The organism is Phytobacter sp. RSE-02 (genome assembly GCF_040578655.1).
Classification (GTDB): Bacteria; Pseudomonadota; Gammaproteobacteria; order Enterobacterales; family Enterobacteriaceae; genus Phytobacter; species Phytobacter diazotrophicus.
Genome location: NZ_JBEULY010000002.1, coordinates 298,398 through 315,676, shown reverse-complemented (window position 1 = coordinate 315,676; position 17,279 = coordinate 298,398). Strand labels below are relative to the sequence as shown.

The 17,279-nt window shown below is 54.2% G+C and carries 16 protein-coding genes; 9 read left to right on the top strand and 7 right to left on the bottom strand.

The features are described 5' to 3' along the window. Positions 1-33 precede the first annotated feature (33 nt). Both ABU190_RS05125 and ABU190_RS05120 read right to left on the bottom strand, forming a co-directional pair. Complete coding sequence (locus tag ABU190_RS05125; protein WP_354690611.1) at positions 34-930, bottom strand: DMT family transporter; 897 nt, start codon at positions 928-930, stop codon at positions 34-36. Between the two features lie 11 nt (positions 931-941). After that, positions 942-1,103 carry a hypothetical protein gene (locus ABU190_RS05120; RefSeq protein ID WP_172600658.1) on the bottom strand — a complete coding sequence of 54 codons (162 nt, stop codon included), beginning with the start codon at positions 1,101-1,103 and terminating at the stop codon, positions 942-944. On the opposite strand from ABU190_RS05120, the gene ABU190_RS05115 reads away from it, so the two are divergent. After that, positions 1,102-1,971 (top strand): helix-turn-helix domain-containing protein, encoded by an 870-nt coding sequence (locus ABU190_RS05115; protein ID WP_039079112.1) that lies wholly within the window; start codon positions 1,102-1,104, stop codon positions 1,969-1,971. The two genes, ABU190_RS05120 and ABU190_RS05115, sit on opposite strands and share 2 nt — an antisense overlap. Here ABU190_RS05115 and ABU190_RS05110 read toward each other — a convergent pair. Further along, positions 1,951-3,117, bottom strand: a complete 1,167-nt coding sequence (locus tag ABU190_RS05110; protein WP_354690610.1) for a benzoate/H(+) symporter BenE family transporter — start codon at positions 3,115-3,117, stop codon at positions 1,951-1,953. The genes ABU190_RS05115 and ABU190_RS05110 overlap by 21 nt on opposite strands. A 90-nt stretch (positions 3,118-3,207) precedes the next feature. On the opposite strand from ABU190_RS05110, the gene ABU190_RS05105 reads away from it, so the two are divergent. Together ABU190_RS05105 and ABU190_RS05100 are read left to right on the top strand one after the other, a co-directional pair. Further along, on the top strand, positions 3,208-3,780 hold the full coding sequence (locus ABU190_RS05105) for an XRE family transcriptional regulator (protein ID WP_354690609.1): 573 nt from the start codon (positions 3,208-3,210) through the stop codon (positions 3,778-3,780). A gap of 309 nt (positions 3,781-4,089) precedes the next feature. Beyond that, positions 4,090-6,054, top strand: a complete 1,965-nt coding sequence (locus ABU190_RS05100) for a U32 family peptidase (RefSeq protein ID WP_354690608.1) — start codon at positions 4,090-4,092, stop codon at positions 6,052-6,054. A 54-nt stretch (positions 6,055-6,108) separates the two neighbouring features. On the opposite strand, the gene ABU190_RS05095 is transcribed toward ABU190_RS05100, so the two are convergent. Next, the gene (locus tag ABU190_RS05095) at positions 6,109-6,402 is read right to left on the bottom strand and encodes a hypothetical protein (RefSeq protein WP_354690607.1); all 294 of its coding nucleotides are present in this window, start codon (positions 6,400-6,402) and stop codon (positions 6,109-6,111) included. 457 nt (positions 6,403-6,859) lie between these two features. Here ABU190_RS05095 and ABU190_RS05090 point away from each other — a divergent pair, with 457 nt between their 5' ends. After that, the gene (locus ABU190_RS05090) at positions 6,860-8,827 is read left to right on the top strand and encodes a methyl-accepting chemotaxis protein (RefSeq protein ID WP_354690606.1); all 1,968 of its coding nucleotides are present in this window, start codon (positions 6,860-6,862) and stop codon (positions 8,825-8,827) included. 70 nt (positions 8,828-8,897) lie between these two features. Here ABU190_RS05090 and ABU190_RS05085 read toward each other — a convergent pair whose 3' ends face one another. Genes ABU190_RS05085 through ABU190_RS05075 form a run of 3 tightly spaced genes read right to left on the bottom strand, consistent with a single transcriptional unit; the run spans position 8,898 to position 11,442 of the window. After that, a complete protein-coding gene (locus ABU190_RS05085) occupies positions 8,898-9,026 on the bottom strand; it encodes a DUF2474 domain-containing protein (RefSeq protein ID WP_071194133.1) in 129 nt (42 codons plus the stop codon). Continuing rightward, entirely contained in the window at positions 9,026-10,036 is a 1,011-nt protein-coding gene (cydB, locus tag ABU190_RS05080) for a cytochrome d ubiquinol oxidase subunit II (protein WP_354690605.1), read from the bottom strand. Before cydB ends, ABU190_RS05085 begins: the two co-directional genes overlap by 1 nt. Beyond that, positions 10,036-11,442 (bottom strand): cytochrome ubiquinol oxidase subunit I, encoded by a 1,407-nt coding sequence (locus tag ABU190_RS05075; RefSeq protein WP_354690604.1) that lies wholly within the window; start codon positions 11,440-11,442, stop codon positions 10,036-10,038. The genes cydB and ABU190_RS05075 overlap by 1 nt, the downstream gene beginning before the upstream one ends. A 152-nt stretch (positions 11,443-11,594) precedes the next feature. Here ABU190_RS05075 and ABU190_RS05070 point away from each other — a divergent pair, with 152 nt between their 5' ends. The 5 genes from ABU190_RS05070 to ABU190_RS05050 all read left to right on the top strand — a co-directional run bounded on the left by ABU190_RS05070 (position 11,595) and on the right by ABU190_RS05050 (position 17,262). Next, positions 11,595-13,004: a PLP-dependent aminotransferase family protein gene (locus ABU190_RS05070; protein WP_132439307.1), complete on the top strand. Its 1,410-nt coding sequence runs from the start codon at positions 11,595-11,597 to the stop codon at positions 13,002-13,004. Between the two features lie 347 nt (positions 13,005-13,351). Continuing rightward, positions 13,352-14,494, top strand: coding sequence for a putative ABC transporter substrate-binding protein YdcS (gene ydcS, locus ABU190_RS05065; RefSeq protein ID WP_071194136.1), 1,143 nt, complete (start codon positions 13,352-13,354; stop codon positions 14,492-14,494). A 17-nt stretch (positions 14,495-14,511) separates the two neighbouring features. Next, positions 14,512-15,525 carry an ABC transporter ATP-binding protein gene (locus ABU190_RS05060; RefSeq protein ID WP_354690603.1) on the top strand — a complete coding sequence of 338 codons (1,014 nt, stop codon included), beginning with the start codon at positions 14,512-14,514 and terminating at the stop codon, positions 15,523-15,525. Next, positions 15,525-16,466: an ABC transporter permease gene (locus ABU190_RS05055; RefSeq protein WP_271850405.1), complete on the top strand. Its 942-nt coding sequence runs from the start codon at positions 15,525-15,527 to the stop codon at positions 16,464-16,466. Before ABU190_RS05060 ends, ABU190_RS05055 begins: the two co-directional genes overlap by 1 nt. After that, entirely contained in the window at positions 16,456-17,262 is an 807-nt protein-coding gene (locus ABU190_RS05050; RefSeq protein WP_039079101.1) for an ABC transporter permease, read from the top strand. Before ABU190_RS05055 ends, ABU190_RS05050 begins: the two co-directional genes overlap by 11 nt. Positions 17,263-17,279 lie beyond the last annotated feature (17 nt).

Genomic DNA, 17,279 nt, shown 5'->3' with positions numbered 1-17,279 from the left:
CAGGCGCGCCATCCCAAAGGATGGCGCTTTTTTTCAGGCTAACTTCCGTTTAAACGACAGCGTTCCCGGTCGCGAAAACATCACTAAATTTCCCGTCAGAATCAGCAGCAGGCCGACAATCCCGTTCATATGCCAGATATAACCTTCATAGACCGTTGAAATACTCAGCGCGACCAGCGGAAACAGCAGAGTACTGTAGGCAGCATTACTGGCACCGATACGGCCCACCAGAGTGAAATAGGCGCCAAAGGCAATGACCGATCCAAAGAGGGCGAGATAAACCAGCGCACCCAGATAGCTGAAGGTCCACTCAGGGGTAAAATCATCGCCGCGAAACAGGGCTATTGCGCCCATAATAATTGTCCCGTAAAGCATTGCCCAGGCGTTAGTGGTCATGGTTTCCAGCCCGTTGCGTTGGTGGCGCATGCTGATCATATTGCCAAGGGAAAAGCCAAATGTACCCAGCATCGAAAGTCCAATACCCAGTAACAGCGTGCTGTTCAGACCGCTGGCCAACAAATCATCCCAGAATAGCGTCACAATGCCCGTCAGCCCCAGAAAAGCCGCGGGATAGAAGCGCGAAGGGGGCTTCTGACCGAAGAACAGGAAACTGTTAACCGCATTAAACAAGACGGCCATTGAGAAAATGACCGACTCAAGCCCGGTGTTAATCCACGCGGCGGCGTTGTAAAAACAGAGGAAGTTGAAGCCAAACACACAGCATCCTTGCAGGATGCAAAAAAGATGATCCCGCAGGACAAGTTTGCGCAGCCGCCGCAGGGCAATCAACACCACCATGATGGTGAGTGATGCGAGTGCAAAGCGCCAAAAAATAGAGACCGGTGCCGCGACCGGACCCTGTTGCAGAAAAATGGCAATCCATGTCGTGCCCCATATCACCACCACCAGACAATATAAAAAAATGTTCATTGCGATCCCCGTTACGCCAACAGGTTTCCAGTCTTGCCAAAAAATGCCTCTCCGGCTTGCATAAACCCGCCGGTCACTTGCAAATTCTTGCGTTTTTTTGGCGAAACACTGGTATCGGGCAGGCGCAATTCATAGACTGAGATTCTGGTGACATTTTTGTTAATTGCGTCCATGACTGTTTATAAAGCCTTCGAAAATCTGCAACATCACAATGCCGTTCTGCATGACTCGGTTGCGCTGCATTCTGGTATTCAACTGGCGGCATGGTCTAATAAGCGCGATAACATCACCCAGTATTGTGATCATCACACCCTCAGCCTGTACATTGCCGACGGCTACGAGAGCTACCATAAAACGTCGCAGGGCTGGAAAAATGGCGGTGGGCCGGACAGGTTTTGCCTGATGCCAAAAGAGAGCGAATCCAGTTGGGATATCCGTGATGATTTGTCGTTTGTGCATCTTTATTGCACTGACGAACATCTGCGGGAGATCGGGGAGAAGGTGTGGGATCGCAGTCCGGCGTCGTTTACCCTTGATGAGAAAACCTTCGCCCAGGATGAGCGCATTACCGCGCTCTACCGCCAGTTCTTACTTGGCAGCGACTGGCATCAGCAGGCGAATCAGCTCACGCTCAGTACGGCTTCTACGCTGCTTCTCACCCATCTTGTCCAGCATTACAGCAATGTGCAGTGGCGTTTGCCCACCGTTAAAGGCGGTCTTGCGCCGGTGGTACTGCGTCAGGTGCTGGACTGGATAGAGGCGAATCTCGCCCAGCCGCTGTTGCTGAGCGATCTGGCGGCGCAGGCAGCGTTAAGTGAATACCATTTCGCGCGGATGTTCCGCCAGTCGATGGGGGTTGCGCCGCATCAGTATGTGATGCATCGCCGGATGGTGCAGGCGAAAGCGCAACTGTTAAATACCGGGCTGCCGCTGACGACAATCGCTATGGCCTGCGGTTTCAGTTCTGCCAGCCATTTCAGTAACCGCTTCCGCGCCGTTTTTGGCATGACGCCGTCGCAATTACGCGCGGCGCGCCAGTGACAGTGCGGCATAGCAGACGCCCCCTGCAACCAGTCCCCAGAAGGCTGACCCCACACCCAGCAGTGTGACGCCGCTGGCGGTAACCAGAAACGTCACGATGGCGGCATCACGCTCTTTTTCCTGGGACAGCGCCTGGAACAGGCTGCCGCCGATCGTACCGAGTAAGGCAAGCCCTGCCAGCGTCTGGATCCAGCTCAGCGGTAAGGCTGCCAGCAATGCGGTGATCGAGCCGCCAAATACGCCCGCTAGCAGATAGAATACACCCGCCGCCACCGCCGCCTTCCAGCGCTGTGCGGCGTCGGGGTGCGCATCCGGGCTCTGACAAATTGCCGCCGTAATGGCGGCGATGCAGATAGAGAAAACCCCAAACGGCGAGAAAAGCAGCGCCAGCCCTCCGGTAAAAATGATCAGTGGCGACACAGCCGCTCTGTAGCCCGCCGCCTGCATTGTCGCGAAGCCTGGCGCATTTTGTGACGCCATCGTGGCGAGAAAAAAGGGTATGCCGATACTGATAAAGGAGGTCCAGTTAAAGACCGGACGGGTAAATTCCGGCACCACAAAGGCAACATCCAGTTTCGCTGTGACAATATCGCCGCTAAGCCAGGCGACCAGAGCGCCAATAATCAGTGTCGCCACAATGGCATAGCGTGGGGCGAGGGCTTTACAGACCAGCCAGGCCAGTAGCATACTGCCGCACAGCACAAAATGGCCCTCAACGTTGTGAAACGCTTGCAAGCCGAAACGCAACAGGATCCCGGCGAGCATGGCTGCCGCGAGGGTATGCGGAATAATTTTCATCAGCCGGGCGAACAGTCCGGTCACGCCGCAAAGCACAATCAGCGCATTAGCAAAAATAAACACGCCGATGGCTTCGGCAAGCGTCAATCCTTGCAAGCTCGTCGCCAGCAATGCGGCACCGGGCGTGGACCAGGCGGTCAGTATTGGCATGCGATACCACAGCGACAGCGCGATGGTGCTGACACCCATGCCTAAACCGAGCGCCGTCATCCAGCCGGCAATTTGTGTGGCGCTGGCGCCCGCTGCGGCAGCAGCCTGCCAGATAATAGCGGCAGAACTGGCATAGCCGACCAGTACGGCCACAAAACCCGCCAGAAGCGTGGTAAAAGGAAACATGTGAGTGCGCATGATTATTCCTCGTGCGTTATAGCGTCCAAAGAATGTACCATTGTGCGTTATAGCGTACAAGTATGCGCAGCGAGACTGACAGGAGGAAAAATGGATCTAACACATTATCTGGCGAGCACCTTAAAGAATCTCCGTCAGGCGCGCGGCTGGAGCCTCTCGCGTCTGGCTGACGAGACGGGCGTGTCAAAAGCGATGCTCGGGCAAATTGAACGTAATGAGTCCAGCCCCACGGTGGCAACGCTGTGGAAAATCGCCACCGGTCTCAATGTGCCGTTTTCGTCCTTTATTGCGCCGTCGGAAAGCGAAACACTCCATTCCTTCGATCCGCAGCAGCAGGCCATGGTGGTCACTCCGCTGTTCCCCTGGGATGAAGCGCTGCATTTTGATCTCTTCTCGATAATCCTGGCGCCGGGCGCCCTGAGCGAATCAACGCCGCATGAGCAGGGAGTCATTGAACATGTGGTGGTGATTGGCGGGGTGCTGGAGATGTGTATTGAAGGGCAGTGGCGAACCCTGACGGCGGGTAGCGGGATTCGTTTCGCTGGCGACCGTCCCCATGCCTATCGTAATAGCTCCGCACAGAGCGCTCATTTCCACTCGCTCATCCACTACCCAAAAGAAAAAACCGCAAGCAAGCTTGCGGCAAAGAACGACGACGAGTAAACAACAACGTACAACGTGACGAGGAATGTCCGATTACGCGTCCTCTTCCAAATGGCCTCTTTGAGCCTGCCCCGGCCACTCAGTCACTTACTCATGTAAGCTCCAGAGGTTGCCGATTGCCGCCGCGACGCCATTTGAACGCTTTCGCGTAATAGAGGTTACCTTAACCTGCGCCGTTACGGCTGGAAAATAGCAATTTCATCAATGCTTTGCCGCCTGGCGGAAATTGGCCTTCGCCACAGGTGGTGAAAAGCCGGGGATGTGACTACAATAGCCGCCATTTTGCACATAATGGATAACGACGATTGTATGCGCCTGCAACCCCATCATCTTGAACTCTTAAGCCCTGCCCGTGACACCGCGATCGCTCGCGAAGCCATTTTGCACGGTGCGGACGCGGTCTATATCGGCGGTCCGGGGTTCGGTGCCCGCCATAACGCCAGTAACAGCTTGCAGGATATTGCCAGCCTGGTGCCGTTTGCCCATCGCTATGGCGCGAAAGTGTTTATCACACTGAACACCATTCTGCATGATGATGAACTGGAGCCTGCTCAGCGCCTGATTACCGATCTGTACGAAACCGGGGTTGATGCCCTGATTGTGCAGGATATGGGGATCATGCAACTCGACATCCCGCCGATTGAGCTGCATGCCAGTACCCAGTGCGACATCCGCAGCGTAGAGAAGGCGAAGTTCCTCTCCGATGCCGGTTTTAGCCAGATTGTATTGGCGCGTGAGCTGAACCTGCAGCAGATCCGCGATATTCACGCCTGTACTGACGCGACCATCGAGTTCTTTATTCATGGCGCGCTGTGTGTGGCCTATTCCGGGCAGTGTTATATTTCCCACGCCCAGACGGGGCGCAGCGCCAACCGTGGGGACTGTTCTCAGGCCTGCCGCCTGCCGTACACCCTGAAAGACGATCAGGGGCGCGTCGTGGCCTATGAAAAACATCTGCTGTCGATGAAAGATAATGACCAGACCGCTAATCTTGGTGCGCTAATTGATGCCGGAGTACGCTCCTTCAAGATTGAAGGGCGCTACAAAGACATGAGCTACGTAAAAAACATTACCGCGCATTATCGCCAGATGCTGGATGCGATTATTGAAGATCGCGGCGACCTGGCGCGCGCATCGGCGGGGCGCACAGAGCACTTCTTTATTCCGTCCACCGATAAAACCTTCCATCGCGGTAGTACTGATTATTTTGTGAATGCGCGTAAAGGCGATATCGGTGCGTTTGATTCGCCGAAATTTATCGGTCTGCCGGTCGGTGAAGTGCTGAAAGTAACCAAAGAGTACCTGGATGTAGAAGCCAGCGAACCGTTGGCAAACGGCGATGGTCTGAACGTACTCATCAAGCGCGACGTTGTCGGTTTTCGCGCCAACACGGTAGAAAAAACTGGCGAAGGTCGTTACCGCGTCTGGCCGAATGAAATGCCCGCGGAGATGTATAAAGTGCGCCCGCACCATCCGCTGAACCGTAACCTGGACCATAACTGGCAACAGGCACTGACCAAAACCTCCAGTGAACGTCGCATCGCCGTGGATATTGAAGTGAGCGGCTGGCAGGAACAACTGGTGCTGACCCTGACCAGTGAAGACGGGGTTAGCGTGACCCATACTCTCGACGGGCAATTCGATGAGGCGAACAACGCGGAAAAAGCGATCAATAGCCTGAAAGAGGGCGTGGCAAAACTGGGTCAAACCATCTACTACGCGCGTCAAATCTCTATCAATTTGCCGGGTGCGTTGTTTGTGCCGAACAGCATGTTAAATGCGTTTCGTCGCGACACTGTTGAAATGCTTGATGAGGCGCGTCTGGCGAGTTACCAGCGCGGCAGCCGTAAAGCTGTCTCCGATCCGGCACCGGTCTATCCTGATACCCATCTGACTTTCCTGGCGAACGTTTACAATCATAAGGCGCGTGAGTTCTACCAGCGTTTCGGTGTGCAACTGATTGATGGCGCATATGAAATGCATGAAGAGAAGGGCGATGTGCCGGTGATGATCACCAAACACTGCCTGCGCTTTGCCTTTAACCTGTGTCCGAAACAGGCCAAAGGGAATATCAAAAGCTGGAAGGCAACCCCAATGCAACTGGTGCATGGCGATGAAGTGCTTACGCTGAAATTCGATTGCCGGCCATGTGAAATGCATGTGGTTGGGAAAATCAAAAATCACATTCTGAAGATGCCGCTCGCCGGGAGTGTTGTGGCATCGGTCAGCCCTGAAGATCTGTTGAAAACGCTGCCTAAGCGCAAAGGCGTTTAAGACAGCACATCCCGCACAGTCGCGGCAGGGTATGTGCCGCGACTGATTTAAATCTTAGCGTTTATCATCCGGCAGCGGCGGTTTTTTACCGTCTTTGGGCGGCTGTTTGCCGTCATGTTTTGGCGGTTGGCCGTCGCGGTGATTCGCGTTGTCATCATGCTTCCACGCTTTCCCGTCATTTTTCCTGTGCTCCCGCGCGTGTTGCGGGTTTTTGTCGTCATGACGCGGCGGCTGACCGTCGTGCGTTACCGGATATTTTGGCGGTGGGACAGGCGCGTTGTCTGCGGCAAACACATAAGACGATAAACTCATGGCCACAATGGCAGACAGTGTCACGATCTTTTTCATACTCACTCCTTCTCTCATTTATCTGAGTGACACGGATTTCAACAACAAATCATGGAGAGAGTATGAAGACAGATTCAATTAAGAATATTCCTTCCATAGTAACTGCAAAAAATAAACGAATGTGTTAGCTGTCAGACAGTATTTTTATTATTTGCTGCAATTTATGCGTTGCATCACACTATTAACATAATTTCTGCGTGGTTAATAATAACACTAGCGCCTCATTTTTTAACTTATTGATATATAATGTTTAATTGTTAATTTAAGCGTAAGGGTATAATCTGAATTCATTAAAGATTTCACTTAGTTTGACGATAATTACACTGTGATCAAAATATATTCGTGGAATTTCCCGGCACTGTAAAAATCGTAGACTTGATGTATAGCCTGCTAAGTTCCATAAATTCACCAGACGCTCCACCCTATAAATGATCTCATAATACATAAAAGGTGAAATATGTTATCTATGGCGAAAAGGTTTTTAACCGCACCGTTAGGTCGCAGCCGCTCACAGCCTGCGAATGGTACCTATGATTGCCAGAATATGCCTCAGTCATTATCGGCAGCGGGTTTAAGCAATAAAGCCAGCGGTATCCTCATGACATTCGTCCCCCCTGGTGCCGACTATTCAAACGTGAGTCAGGCGTGGCAACGGTTTTCTTCTCCAGCCTTAACGGTTATTACGCTTTCTTCCAGTGGTGCGTTGAGCAGTAGCTGTCGTGAGACGACCTACTGTGATGCGGCGGGGCAACAGGGCAGTTGGTTAATGCTGCCCAAAACACTTATTGCCGGGCACGAAACCCATATTATTGATTTGCATGTGAAAGATACCCGAACAGCAACAGATCGCATCATTGCAATTCAGAACGAGCTGGAGCGGTTACAGGTACGCATGCCGCTCTCCTCAGATCATACTTTTGCCATGGTGTACTGTGACGGGCTCTCTGCTTCCGAAGGCTTTCTGATGCAGGCCTGGTATAATTGTGGGCGTTTTCCCTGCCTGGCTATCGGCGGTTCAGCAGGCGGCAAACTCACCTTTGACGGCACCTGGATAAGCGTGAATGGCAAAGTGCTGCAGGGCAAAGCGGTGATTATCTTTTGCAAAATGGCGCCGGGAAAATCCTTCGCACCCTTCAAAAGCCAAAACTTCAAACCACGCAATAAAAGCTGGCTCATTGCTCAGGCGGATCCGGTTGCCCGGACGGTGACGTCAGTCTTTAATGAACAGGGTGAACAGAAGCCTTTCACTGCTGTTCTGGCCGAACTCCTGCAATGTGGTGAGCAGCAGGTGGCAGAAAAACTAAAAGGGCTCACTTTCGGGGTTAAAGTCGGAGATGAATATTTCATTCGCTCTGTCGCAAAAATCGATGCTGAAGGCATTCATTTTTTCTGTGATCTGGAATTTGGCGATCGCTTGCATTTACTGGAAGAAACCGACTTTAAGCAAGCGACACTGCATGACTGGAAAAACTTTATTACCGGACGAGGTAAACCGGCGGCCATTCTGATGAATGACTGTATTTTGCGCCGCCTTGGCAGTGAATCACACTTACACAATGCCCATTTTTTTAAAGGTTTGCCCGCTGCCGGTTTTTCCAGCTTTGGGGAGATCCTGGGCGTTCCCATTAATCAGACGCTCTCCGCGCTGGTCTTTTTCAATCATGACGTGAAAGCCATGGCGCATTTCCCGGTGGAATATGCGCGATATGCCGGGCATTACGCCCAGCGTGCGCTGCGCCGTTGGGAGGCACTGAATGATTTTCAAAGCGGTGTGATTAATCGTGTCGTGGCATATCAACAAAAATTAGGCCCCCTGATGACGGCATTACCGATGCTGGAAGCCGCGACGCAGACACAAAACGACACCTTAGGACTGGCAGAAAACAGCATCCGTTCTATCAGCGATATTGCGCTCAAGAGCCAACAGGCGCAAAACCGGCTGGTGGAAGGGCTGGACGACCTGGAGAAAATCTCAGCGGGGATTAATGAGATAACCAGCGGGATCAGTAACATTGCTTTTCAGACAAACATTCTCGCGCTCAATGCGGCGGTGGAAGCTGCGCGGGCGGGTGAGGCAGGGCGCGGATTTGCCGTGGTGGCAAGCGAAGTCCGGCGGCTGGCGCACTCATCCAAAGAGCAGGCAGACGCGACGGCCGCCAATATCAACCAGGCGGTAAATACGATTTCCCGCATCCGTACCGTTGCCAATAATACCGTGGAGACCGCCAGCAATATGGCTCAGCACTCCATTTCCGCGGCTGACACCATCGCGGCCATGAGCAGTAAAACCAATAACGAACGGGATAATATTGTGAAGCATCTCAGTAGCCTGCACGCCCTGACCTCCGGCATGGATGCGATGCAGGAAGCGGTGGCGCAACTGACGGTGTTGCAAAAACTCTCCACCCGCCACGGCCAGCACTAAAAAAGCTGCCCTGATGTTCAGCATCAGGGCAGCTTTGCAAGCCGGTTGCGTGCGCCGCCGGGCCATAAAACTAGTGCGACTTAAACCCCGCGGCGGTCATCAGTACGCGGAAAAACAGGCCGACCAGCGCAAGGGCCAGCACACTGCCGCCCCACAAAACGACCAGCCACATCAGGCGTTTCCATAAGGGTTGTTGCATCAGTGATACCCCTCCCCATGCTGAACTTTGCCGCGAAATACGTAGTAGCTCCAGAAGGTATAGACAAGAATAATCGGGATAATCAGCAGCGCGCCAACCAACATAAAGCCCTGGCTTTGTGCGGGGGCTGCCGCCTGCCACAGGGTAATGGACGGCGGAATAATATGCGGCCAGATACTGATGCCAAGCCCGCTGAACCCGAGGAAAATCAGCCCGAGCGTCAGCACAAACGGTAATTTTTCGCCTTGTGGATGATTCAGGCTGCGCCATTGCCACAGGCTCAGCAATACGACTAATACAGGGACGGGCAGCAGGAAAAACAGATTCGGCAACGTAAACCAGCGGCTGGCGATGGCCGGATGAGCAAGCGGTGTCCAGAGACTGATTACCGCAATCACCAGCAGCAGGGCCAGTAAGAGCCGCTTTGCGAGCTGGCGCATCCGCGCCTGCAAGCTGTTTTCGCTCTTCATCACCAGCCACGTCGCCCCCAGCAAGGCATAGGCGACCACCAGCCCGAGGCCACAAAACAGAGTAAACGGGCTCAACCAGTCGAAGGGCCCCCCGGCGAAGGTGCGCCCATTGACCGGAAAACCGTTAATCACCGCCCCAACAACGACCCCCTGTGTGAAGGTTGCCAGAATCGAGCCGCCTAAGAACGCTTTATCCCAGAAAGGACGGTGCGCGGGTGTCGCTTTGAAGCGAAACTCAAAGGCTACGCCGCGAAAAATTAACCCCACCAGCATCAGCGTGAGCGGAATGGTCAGCGCATCGATAATCACCGCATACGCCAGCGGGAAGGCGCCAAATAGCGCCGCACCGCCGAGCACCAGCCAGGTTTCGTTGCCGTCCCATACCGGGGCGACGCTATTCACCATCACATCGCGGTCTTCGGCGTTTTGCGTCGCGGGAAAGAGAATGCCAATCCCCAGATCAAAACCGTCCATCACGATATACATCAGGGTGGCAAAAACGATGATCACAAACCAGATAAGCGAAAGATCGATACCCATTACGGTTTCTCCTGCAGGCTGTCATGAGTATTCACCGCAGAAAGCGGCCGGGCGGGGCGTCCATCCTGTTCACTGGCAAAGGATTCATTCGCCTGAGGCCCTTTTTTAATCAACCGCACCATGTAGCTGTACCCCACGCCAAACACCGAACTGTAAACGAGGATAAAACCCAGCAGGCTGATGCTCATGTGCAGCGTGCCATGGGCGGAAACGGCATCGGCGGTGCGCTGCAAACCATAGACCACCCACGGCTGGCGGCCCACCTCTGTGGTCACCCAACCGGCAAGAATCGCCAGCAAACCCGATGGCCCCATCAATAATGCGAACCACAGAAACGGGCGCGAGTGATAGAGGCGCTGCTTGCGGCGCAGCCACACGGCGACAACGCCCAGCAATATCATCAACAGACCAAGCCCCACCATCAGGCGAAACGACCAGAACACCACGGTCGAATTAGGCCGGTCTTCTTTGGCGAACGATTTCAGCGCGGGAACCTGTTTGTCCAGGCTGTGGGTGAGGATCAGACTACCCAGCGCCGGAATCGCCAGCCCATAGCGGGTGCGCTCTTGTTCCATATCCGGCCAGCCAAACAGCAACAAAGGCGTCGGCTCGCCGGGTGGGTTTTCCCAATGGCCCTCTATCGCAGCAATTTTGGCGGGCTGATGCTCAAGCGTGTTCAGCCCGTGCATATCGCCGATCAGCGCCTGGATAGGGGCCACAATGAGCGTCATCCATAGCGCCATGGAAAACATGGTGCGAATGGCGGGTGAATGATTGCCCTTAAGCAAGTGCCAGGCGGCCGACGCGCCAACAAACAGCGCGCTGCTAAGGAAAGCGGCAACGGACATATGCAACAGGCGATACGGGAAGGAGGGGTTAAACACCACCGCAAACCAGTCGACAGGCACCACCTGGCCATTCATAATTTCATAGCCCTGCGGCGTTTGCATCCAACTGTTGGAGGCGAGGATCCAGAAGGTGGAAATGATCGTCCCCAGCGCCACCATGCAGGTGGCGAAGAAGTGCAGCCCTGGGCCAACCTTGTTCCAGCCAAACAGCATCACCCCTAAGAACCCGGCTTCGAGGAAGAACGCGGTCAGCACTTCATAGGTCAGTAACGGGCCGGTGATGCTACCGGCAAACTGGGAAAATCCGCTCCAGTTGGTGCCAAATTGATAGGCCATCACCAGACCGGAGACTACGCCCATGCCAAAATTGACGGCGAATATTTTCGACCAGAAGTGGTAGAGCGAACGCCACACCGGATTGCCGGTTTTCAACCACAGCCCCTCCAGCACCGCAAGGTAGCTGGCAAGACCGATGGTGATCGCCGGAAAAATAATGTGGAAGGAAACCGTAAAGGCAAACTGGATCCTTGCCAGATGAAACGCATCTAAACCCAACATACTTAACCTCTGAAAAATGACTCTCCCGCAAATGGTAAAGAGCGGCGGAGAGGATTATCAGAGGCAGAAAAGCCAAATTTATCTATAACAGTTGGTAAAAATGTGCTTTTTAAGCGTGCTGATATAGAATGAATGCAGGGAAGGAGAGAGCGATGAAAAAATACCAGCGCCTGGCGCAGCAAATCATTTCGCAAATTGAACTGGGCGTCTGGCGACCTGGCGACAGGCTGCCCTCGCTGCGTGAACAGGTGACCAGCAGCGGGATGAGTTTTATGACCGTCGGCCACGCTTATCAGTTGCTCGAAAATCAGGGCTATATTACCGCCCGGCCTCAATCGGGCTATTATGTGGCGCCGCGTTCTCACCGTCCGCAAACCTTACCGCCCGCCACCTTAAAGCAAGACGAAGCGGTGGATATCAATACCTATATTTTTGATATTTTGCAGGCCAGCCGCGATGCCTCCATCTTGCCCTTCGGTTCGGCGTTTCCGGATCCGCGGCTGTTTCCTCTGCAACAGCTTAATCGCTCGTTAGCCAATGTCAGTAAAAGTGCGACTGCGGTCAGCATCATTGAAAACCTGCCGCCGGGAAATGCCGGGCTGCGTCATGCCATTGCCCGTCGCTACGCCCAGCAGGGGATGACCATTTCACCAGACGAAATCGTCATTACCGCCGGGGCGCTGGAAGCGTTAAACCTGAGTTTGCAGGCTGTAACAGAGCCAGGTGACTGGGTGATTGTCGAAAATCCCTGCTTTTATGGTGCGCTACAGGCGCTGGAGCGCCTGCGCTTAAAAGCGCTGTCGGTGCCGACGGATATTAATGAAGGTATCGATTTACAGGCGCTGGAGCAGGCGCTCAAATCCTACCCCGTTAAAGCCTGCTGGCTGATGCCTAATAGCCAGAACCCGCTCGGTTTTACCCTGAGTGCAGAGAAGAAAGCGCAACTGGTGGCGTTGCTGATGCAGCACAACGTGACCTTGATCGAAGACGATGTCTACAGCGAGCTCTATTACGGGCGGGAAAAACCGCTACCTGCAAAAGCCTGGGATACCCAGGACATGACACTACACTGTTCATCGTTTTCCAAGTGTCTGGTTGCCGGGTTTCGTATCGGTTGGGTGGCGGCCGGGAAACATGCCCGCCGGATCCAGCAGTTACAGTTGATGAGCACTTTATCCACCAGTTCGCCAATGCAAATGGCGCTGGTCGATTACCTTGGCACGCAACGCTATGACGCGCATCTGCGGCGTCTGCGGCGCGCCCTGGCTGAACGCAAGCATCAGGCATGGCAGGCTCTGGTGCGTCATCTGCCTGCGGAGGTAAAAATTCACCGCAGCGACAGCGGTTATTTTTTATGGCTGGAGTTGCCGCCAGAGCTGGATGCCGGAGAGTTAAGTCAGCGTGCCCTGGCCCATCAGGTCAGCATCGCGCCGGGCAAAATGTTCTCCACCTCCAGAGAACCGACGCCGTTCTTTCGCTTTAATGCATCCTGGCAATGGGGCGAGCGGGAAGAACGCGGCGTTATTCTGCTTGGCAAAATTATTCGCGAAATGATGAAATAAAAACGCAGGCGGTTGTTCTTATTTTCTGAATAATATTTTCTCAAATTAAAAATATCTCTGCGGAAATTTAAGCCGCAGAGGTCATTATTTTCTGTACTTGCCCATCAGGCATTCATACGAAATGCGAATGGGAACATAAATTAACCTTTCTCTGCTAACTCCTTGTCTATACTCCAGAAGATGCACCGCCAGCATTTTCGTAATAAATGTAATGCGCTGTATGTCACAACCTGGCGAAATTTCTCATTGACGGGATTCAGCCTTTCGGCGCTCCGTCTACCTTTAAATCAGGAGATATTTTTACGGCAAGGCGGCCGCTCATTTTCATTACGACAGGAGTAAAACATATGAGCAAGAAATTTGCCCCGAGCTGCCTGTGTGCGCTGGGCATGACCCTTATGACAGCACACGCCGCCGAGCCAACGGAAGTAGGGAAAGGAGAAGGTCGTCTGGATATTATCGCCTGGCCGGGTTACATCGAACGTGGCCAGACGGACAAGCAATATGACTGGGTTAGCCAATTTGAAAAAGAGACGGGCTGCGAGGTCAACGTAAAAACGGCAGCGACCTCCGATGAGATGGTCAGCCTGATGGCTAAAGGCGGTTATGATCTGGTGACCGCATCCGGCGATGCCTCGCTGCGTCTGATCATGGGCAAACGCGTACAGCCCATTAATACCGCGCTCATCCCGAACTGGAAAACCCTCGATCCGCGCATTGAGAAAGGTGAATGGTTTAACGTCGGCGGTAAAGTGTATGGCACGCCCTATCAGTGGGGGCCAAACCTGCTGATGTATAACACCAAAACATTCCCGACGCCGCCAGATAGCTGGTCGGTCGTCTTCGTGCAGCAAAATCTGCCGGATGGCAAAACCAACAAAGGCCGCGTGCAGGCGTATGACGGGCCGATTTATATCGCCGACGCCGCGCTGTTTGTCAAAGCCACTCAGCCGCAGCTTAGCATTGAAGACCCCTACCAGCTAACCGAAGCGCAGTATCAGGCGGTACTGAAAGTGCTGCGCGATCAGCACGCCTTAATCCACCGTTACTGGCATGACACCACTGTCCAGATGAGCGACTTCAAAAACGAAGGCGTTGTGGCGTCCAGCGCCTGGCCGTATCAGGCCAACGCCCTGAAAGGGGAAAACCAGCCCATCGCCACCGTGTTCCCGAAAGAGGGGGTAACGGGATGGGCAGATACCACCATGTTGCACGCGCAGGCGAAACACCCCAATTGCGCCTACAAATGGATGAACTGGTCGCTGACCCCGAAAGTACAGGGTGACGTCGCCGCCTGGTTTGGCTCACTGCCGGTGGTGCCGCAAGGCTGTAAAGCCAGTGATTTGCTGGGTGAAAAAGGCTGTGAGACCAATGGTTACAGCTTCTTTGACAAGATTGCGTTCTGGAAAACGCCTGTTGCTGAGGGTGGCAAATATGTCCCTTATAGCCGCTGGACGCAGGATTACATCGCCATTATGGGTGGACGTTAATCGGTCAGGAGTGATGTATGACCTATGCTGTTGAATTTGAGGATGTCTCGCGGCTGTATGGTGATGTTCGCGCCGTCGACGGTGTCAGTCTGGCGGTAAATGACGGGGAGTTCTTCTCGATGCTGGGGCCATCTGGCTCCGGCAAAACCACCTGCCTGCGTCTTATCGCCGGTTTTGAGCAACTAAGCGGCGGGGCTATTCGTATTTTTGGCCGTGAGGCCAGCGAACTGCCCCCCTGGGAGCGCGACGTCAATACCGTTTTCCAGGATTACGCGTTATTCCCCCATATGTCGATCCTCGATAACGTGGCGTATGGCCTGATGGTCAAAGGGGTGGACAAGAAAACACGCCATGCCAGCGCGCGCCAGGCGCTGGAAAAGGTGGCGCTGGATTTTGTTCACACCCGTAAGCCATCGCAACTTTCCGGCGGCCAGCGCCAGCGTGTGGCTATCGCAAGGGCGCTGGTTAATCAGCCTCGCGTTTTACTCCTTGATGAACCGCTGGGGGCACTGGATTTAAAATTACGCGAGCAGATGCAATTTGAGCTGAAAAAGCTCCAGCAGGATCTGGGGATCACATTTATTTTCGTCACCCATGACCAGGGTGAAGCGCTGTCGATGTCCGACCGGGTGGCGGTGTTCAACAATGGCAAGATTGAGCAGATTGATACGCCGCGGGAACTCTATCTGCGCCCACGCACGCCTTTTGTGGCGGGCTTTGTCGGCACGTCTAATGTTTTTGACGACCGGCGGGCGGGCGCGTTGTGCGCGATGAACGGCGTTTACTCTTTGCGACCCGAACATATTCGCCTCAATCAGCCGGGGGAAATTCAGGTCCAGGGGGTGGTACAAGCGGTACAGTATCAGGGGGCGGCTACCCGTTTTGAACTGAAACTTACCGACGGCGAAAAGCTGCTGGTCAGCCAGGCGAACATGTCCGATGCGCTGTTGCCTGATACCTTAGCACCGGGGCAAACGGTGCTGGCGTCGTGGTCGCGAGAGGCGATGGTGCCGTTACAGGGAGCGGGGTGATGGAGATGAGCCTTTCCCGTTCACCCCAGCGTAAACCGGGAAGCCGCCTGAGTGGCCTGTTCTGGCGCAAACCGGCGCTGGGGCTGTTCCTGCTGTTGCTGGGGCCACTGATGTGGTTCGGCATTGTGTATCTGGGGTCGTTGCTGACGCTGCTATGGCAAGGCTTCTACACCTTTGATGATTTCACCATGTCGGTAACGCCGGATTTCACGCTGGCGAACCTGCAGGCGCTGTTTAATCCCGCCAATTACGACATCATCTTACGTACCTTCACCATGGCGGTCGCCGTGACGCTGGCAAGCGCTATTCTTGCCTTCCCGATGGCATGGTATATGGCGAAATACACCAGCGGAAAATGGAAAGCCTTTTTCTATATTGCGGTGATGCTGCCCATGTGGGCGAGCTATATCGTGAAAGCTTACGCGTGGACGCTGCTACTGGCGAAAGACGGTGTTGCCCAATGGTTTCTCGGCCATATGGGGCTGGAACCTGTACTCGGCGCGCTGCTGACGCTGCCTGGCATCGGCGGCAATACGTTGTCTACCTCCGGGCTGGGACGTTTTCTGGTCTTCGTCTACATCTGGCTGCCGTTTATGATTCTGCCGATTCAGGCGGCGCTCGAACGGTTGCCGCCGTCGTTATTGCAGGCGTCCGCGGATCTTGGCGCCCATCCCCGGCAGACCTTTCGCCATGTGGTTTTGCCGCTGGCAATTCCGGGTGTGGCCGCCGGTTCTATCTTTACCTTCTCCCTGACGCTGGGTGATTTCATTGTGCCGCAACTGGTGGGGCCGCCGGGGTTCTTTATCGGCAACATGGTCTATTCGCAACAAGGGGCGATCGGCAACATGCCAATGGCGGCAGCCTTTACGCTGGTCCCCATTGTATTGATTGCCCTTTATCTGGCGTTCGTGAAACGTTTGGGAGCGTTCGATGCACTCTGACCGCGCACCGTTATTTCTCAAAATTGCCGCCTGGGGCGGGGTTATCTTTCTCCATTTCCCGTTATTGATAATCGCCATCTATGCTTTTAATACCGAGGATGCCGCGTTCAGCTTTCCCCCGCAGGGCTTTACGCTGCGCTGGTTTAGCGTGGCGGCGGCGCGGGGCGATATCCTGGATGCCGTGACACTGTCACTGCAAATTGCGGCGCTGGCGACCCTTATTGCCTTAATCCTTGGCACGCTTGCTGCAATGGCTCTCTGGCGCAGTGAGTTTTTTGGCCGGAACGCCATCTCACTGTTGCTGCTGCTGCCGATCGCCTTGCCCGGCATTATTACCGGGCTGGCGCTGTTAACGGCATTTAAAACAGTGGATCTGGAACCGGGTTTTTTCACCATCGTTGTTGGTCATGCCACGTTTTGCGTGGTGGTGGTTTTCAACAACGTGATAGCCCGATTTCGTCGCACGTCGTGGAGTCTGGTTGAAGCCTCAATGGATTTGGGCGCCACCTCATGGCAGACGTTTCGTTATGTGGTGTTGCCCAATCTCGGTTCGGCGCTGCTGGCCGGGGGAATGCTGGCGTTTGCCTTGTCGTTTGACGAAATCATCGTCACGACCTTTACCGCAGGGCATGAACGCACCTTGCCGCTCTGGTTGTTAAATCAACTGGGGCGCCCGCGTGATGTGCCGGTAACCAATGTGGTGGCGCTACTGGTGATGCTGGTAACGACCATCCCGATTTTGGGCGCCTGGTGGCTGACCCGTGACGGTGAAACCGTAGCCGGAAGCGGCAAATAACTGACAATTCTGAAAGG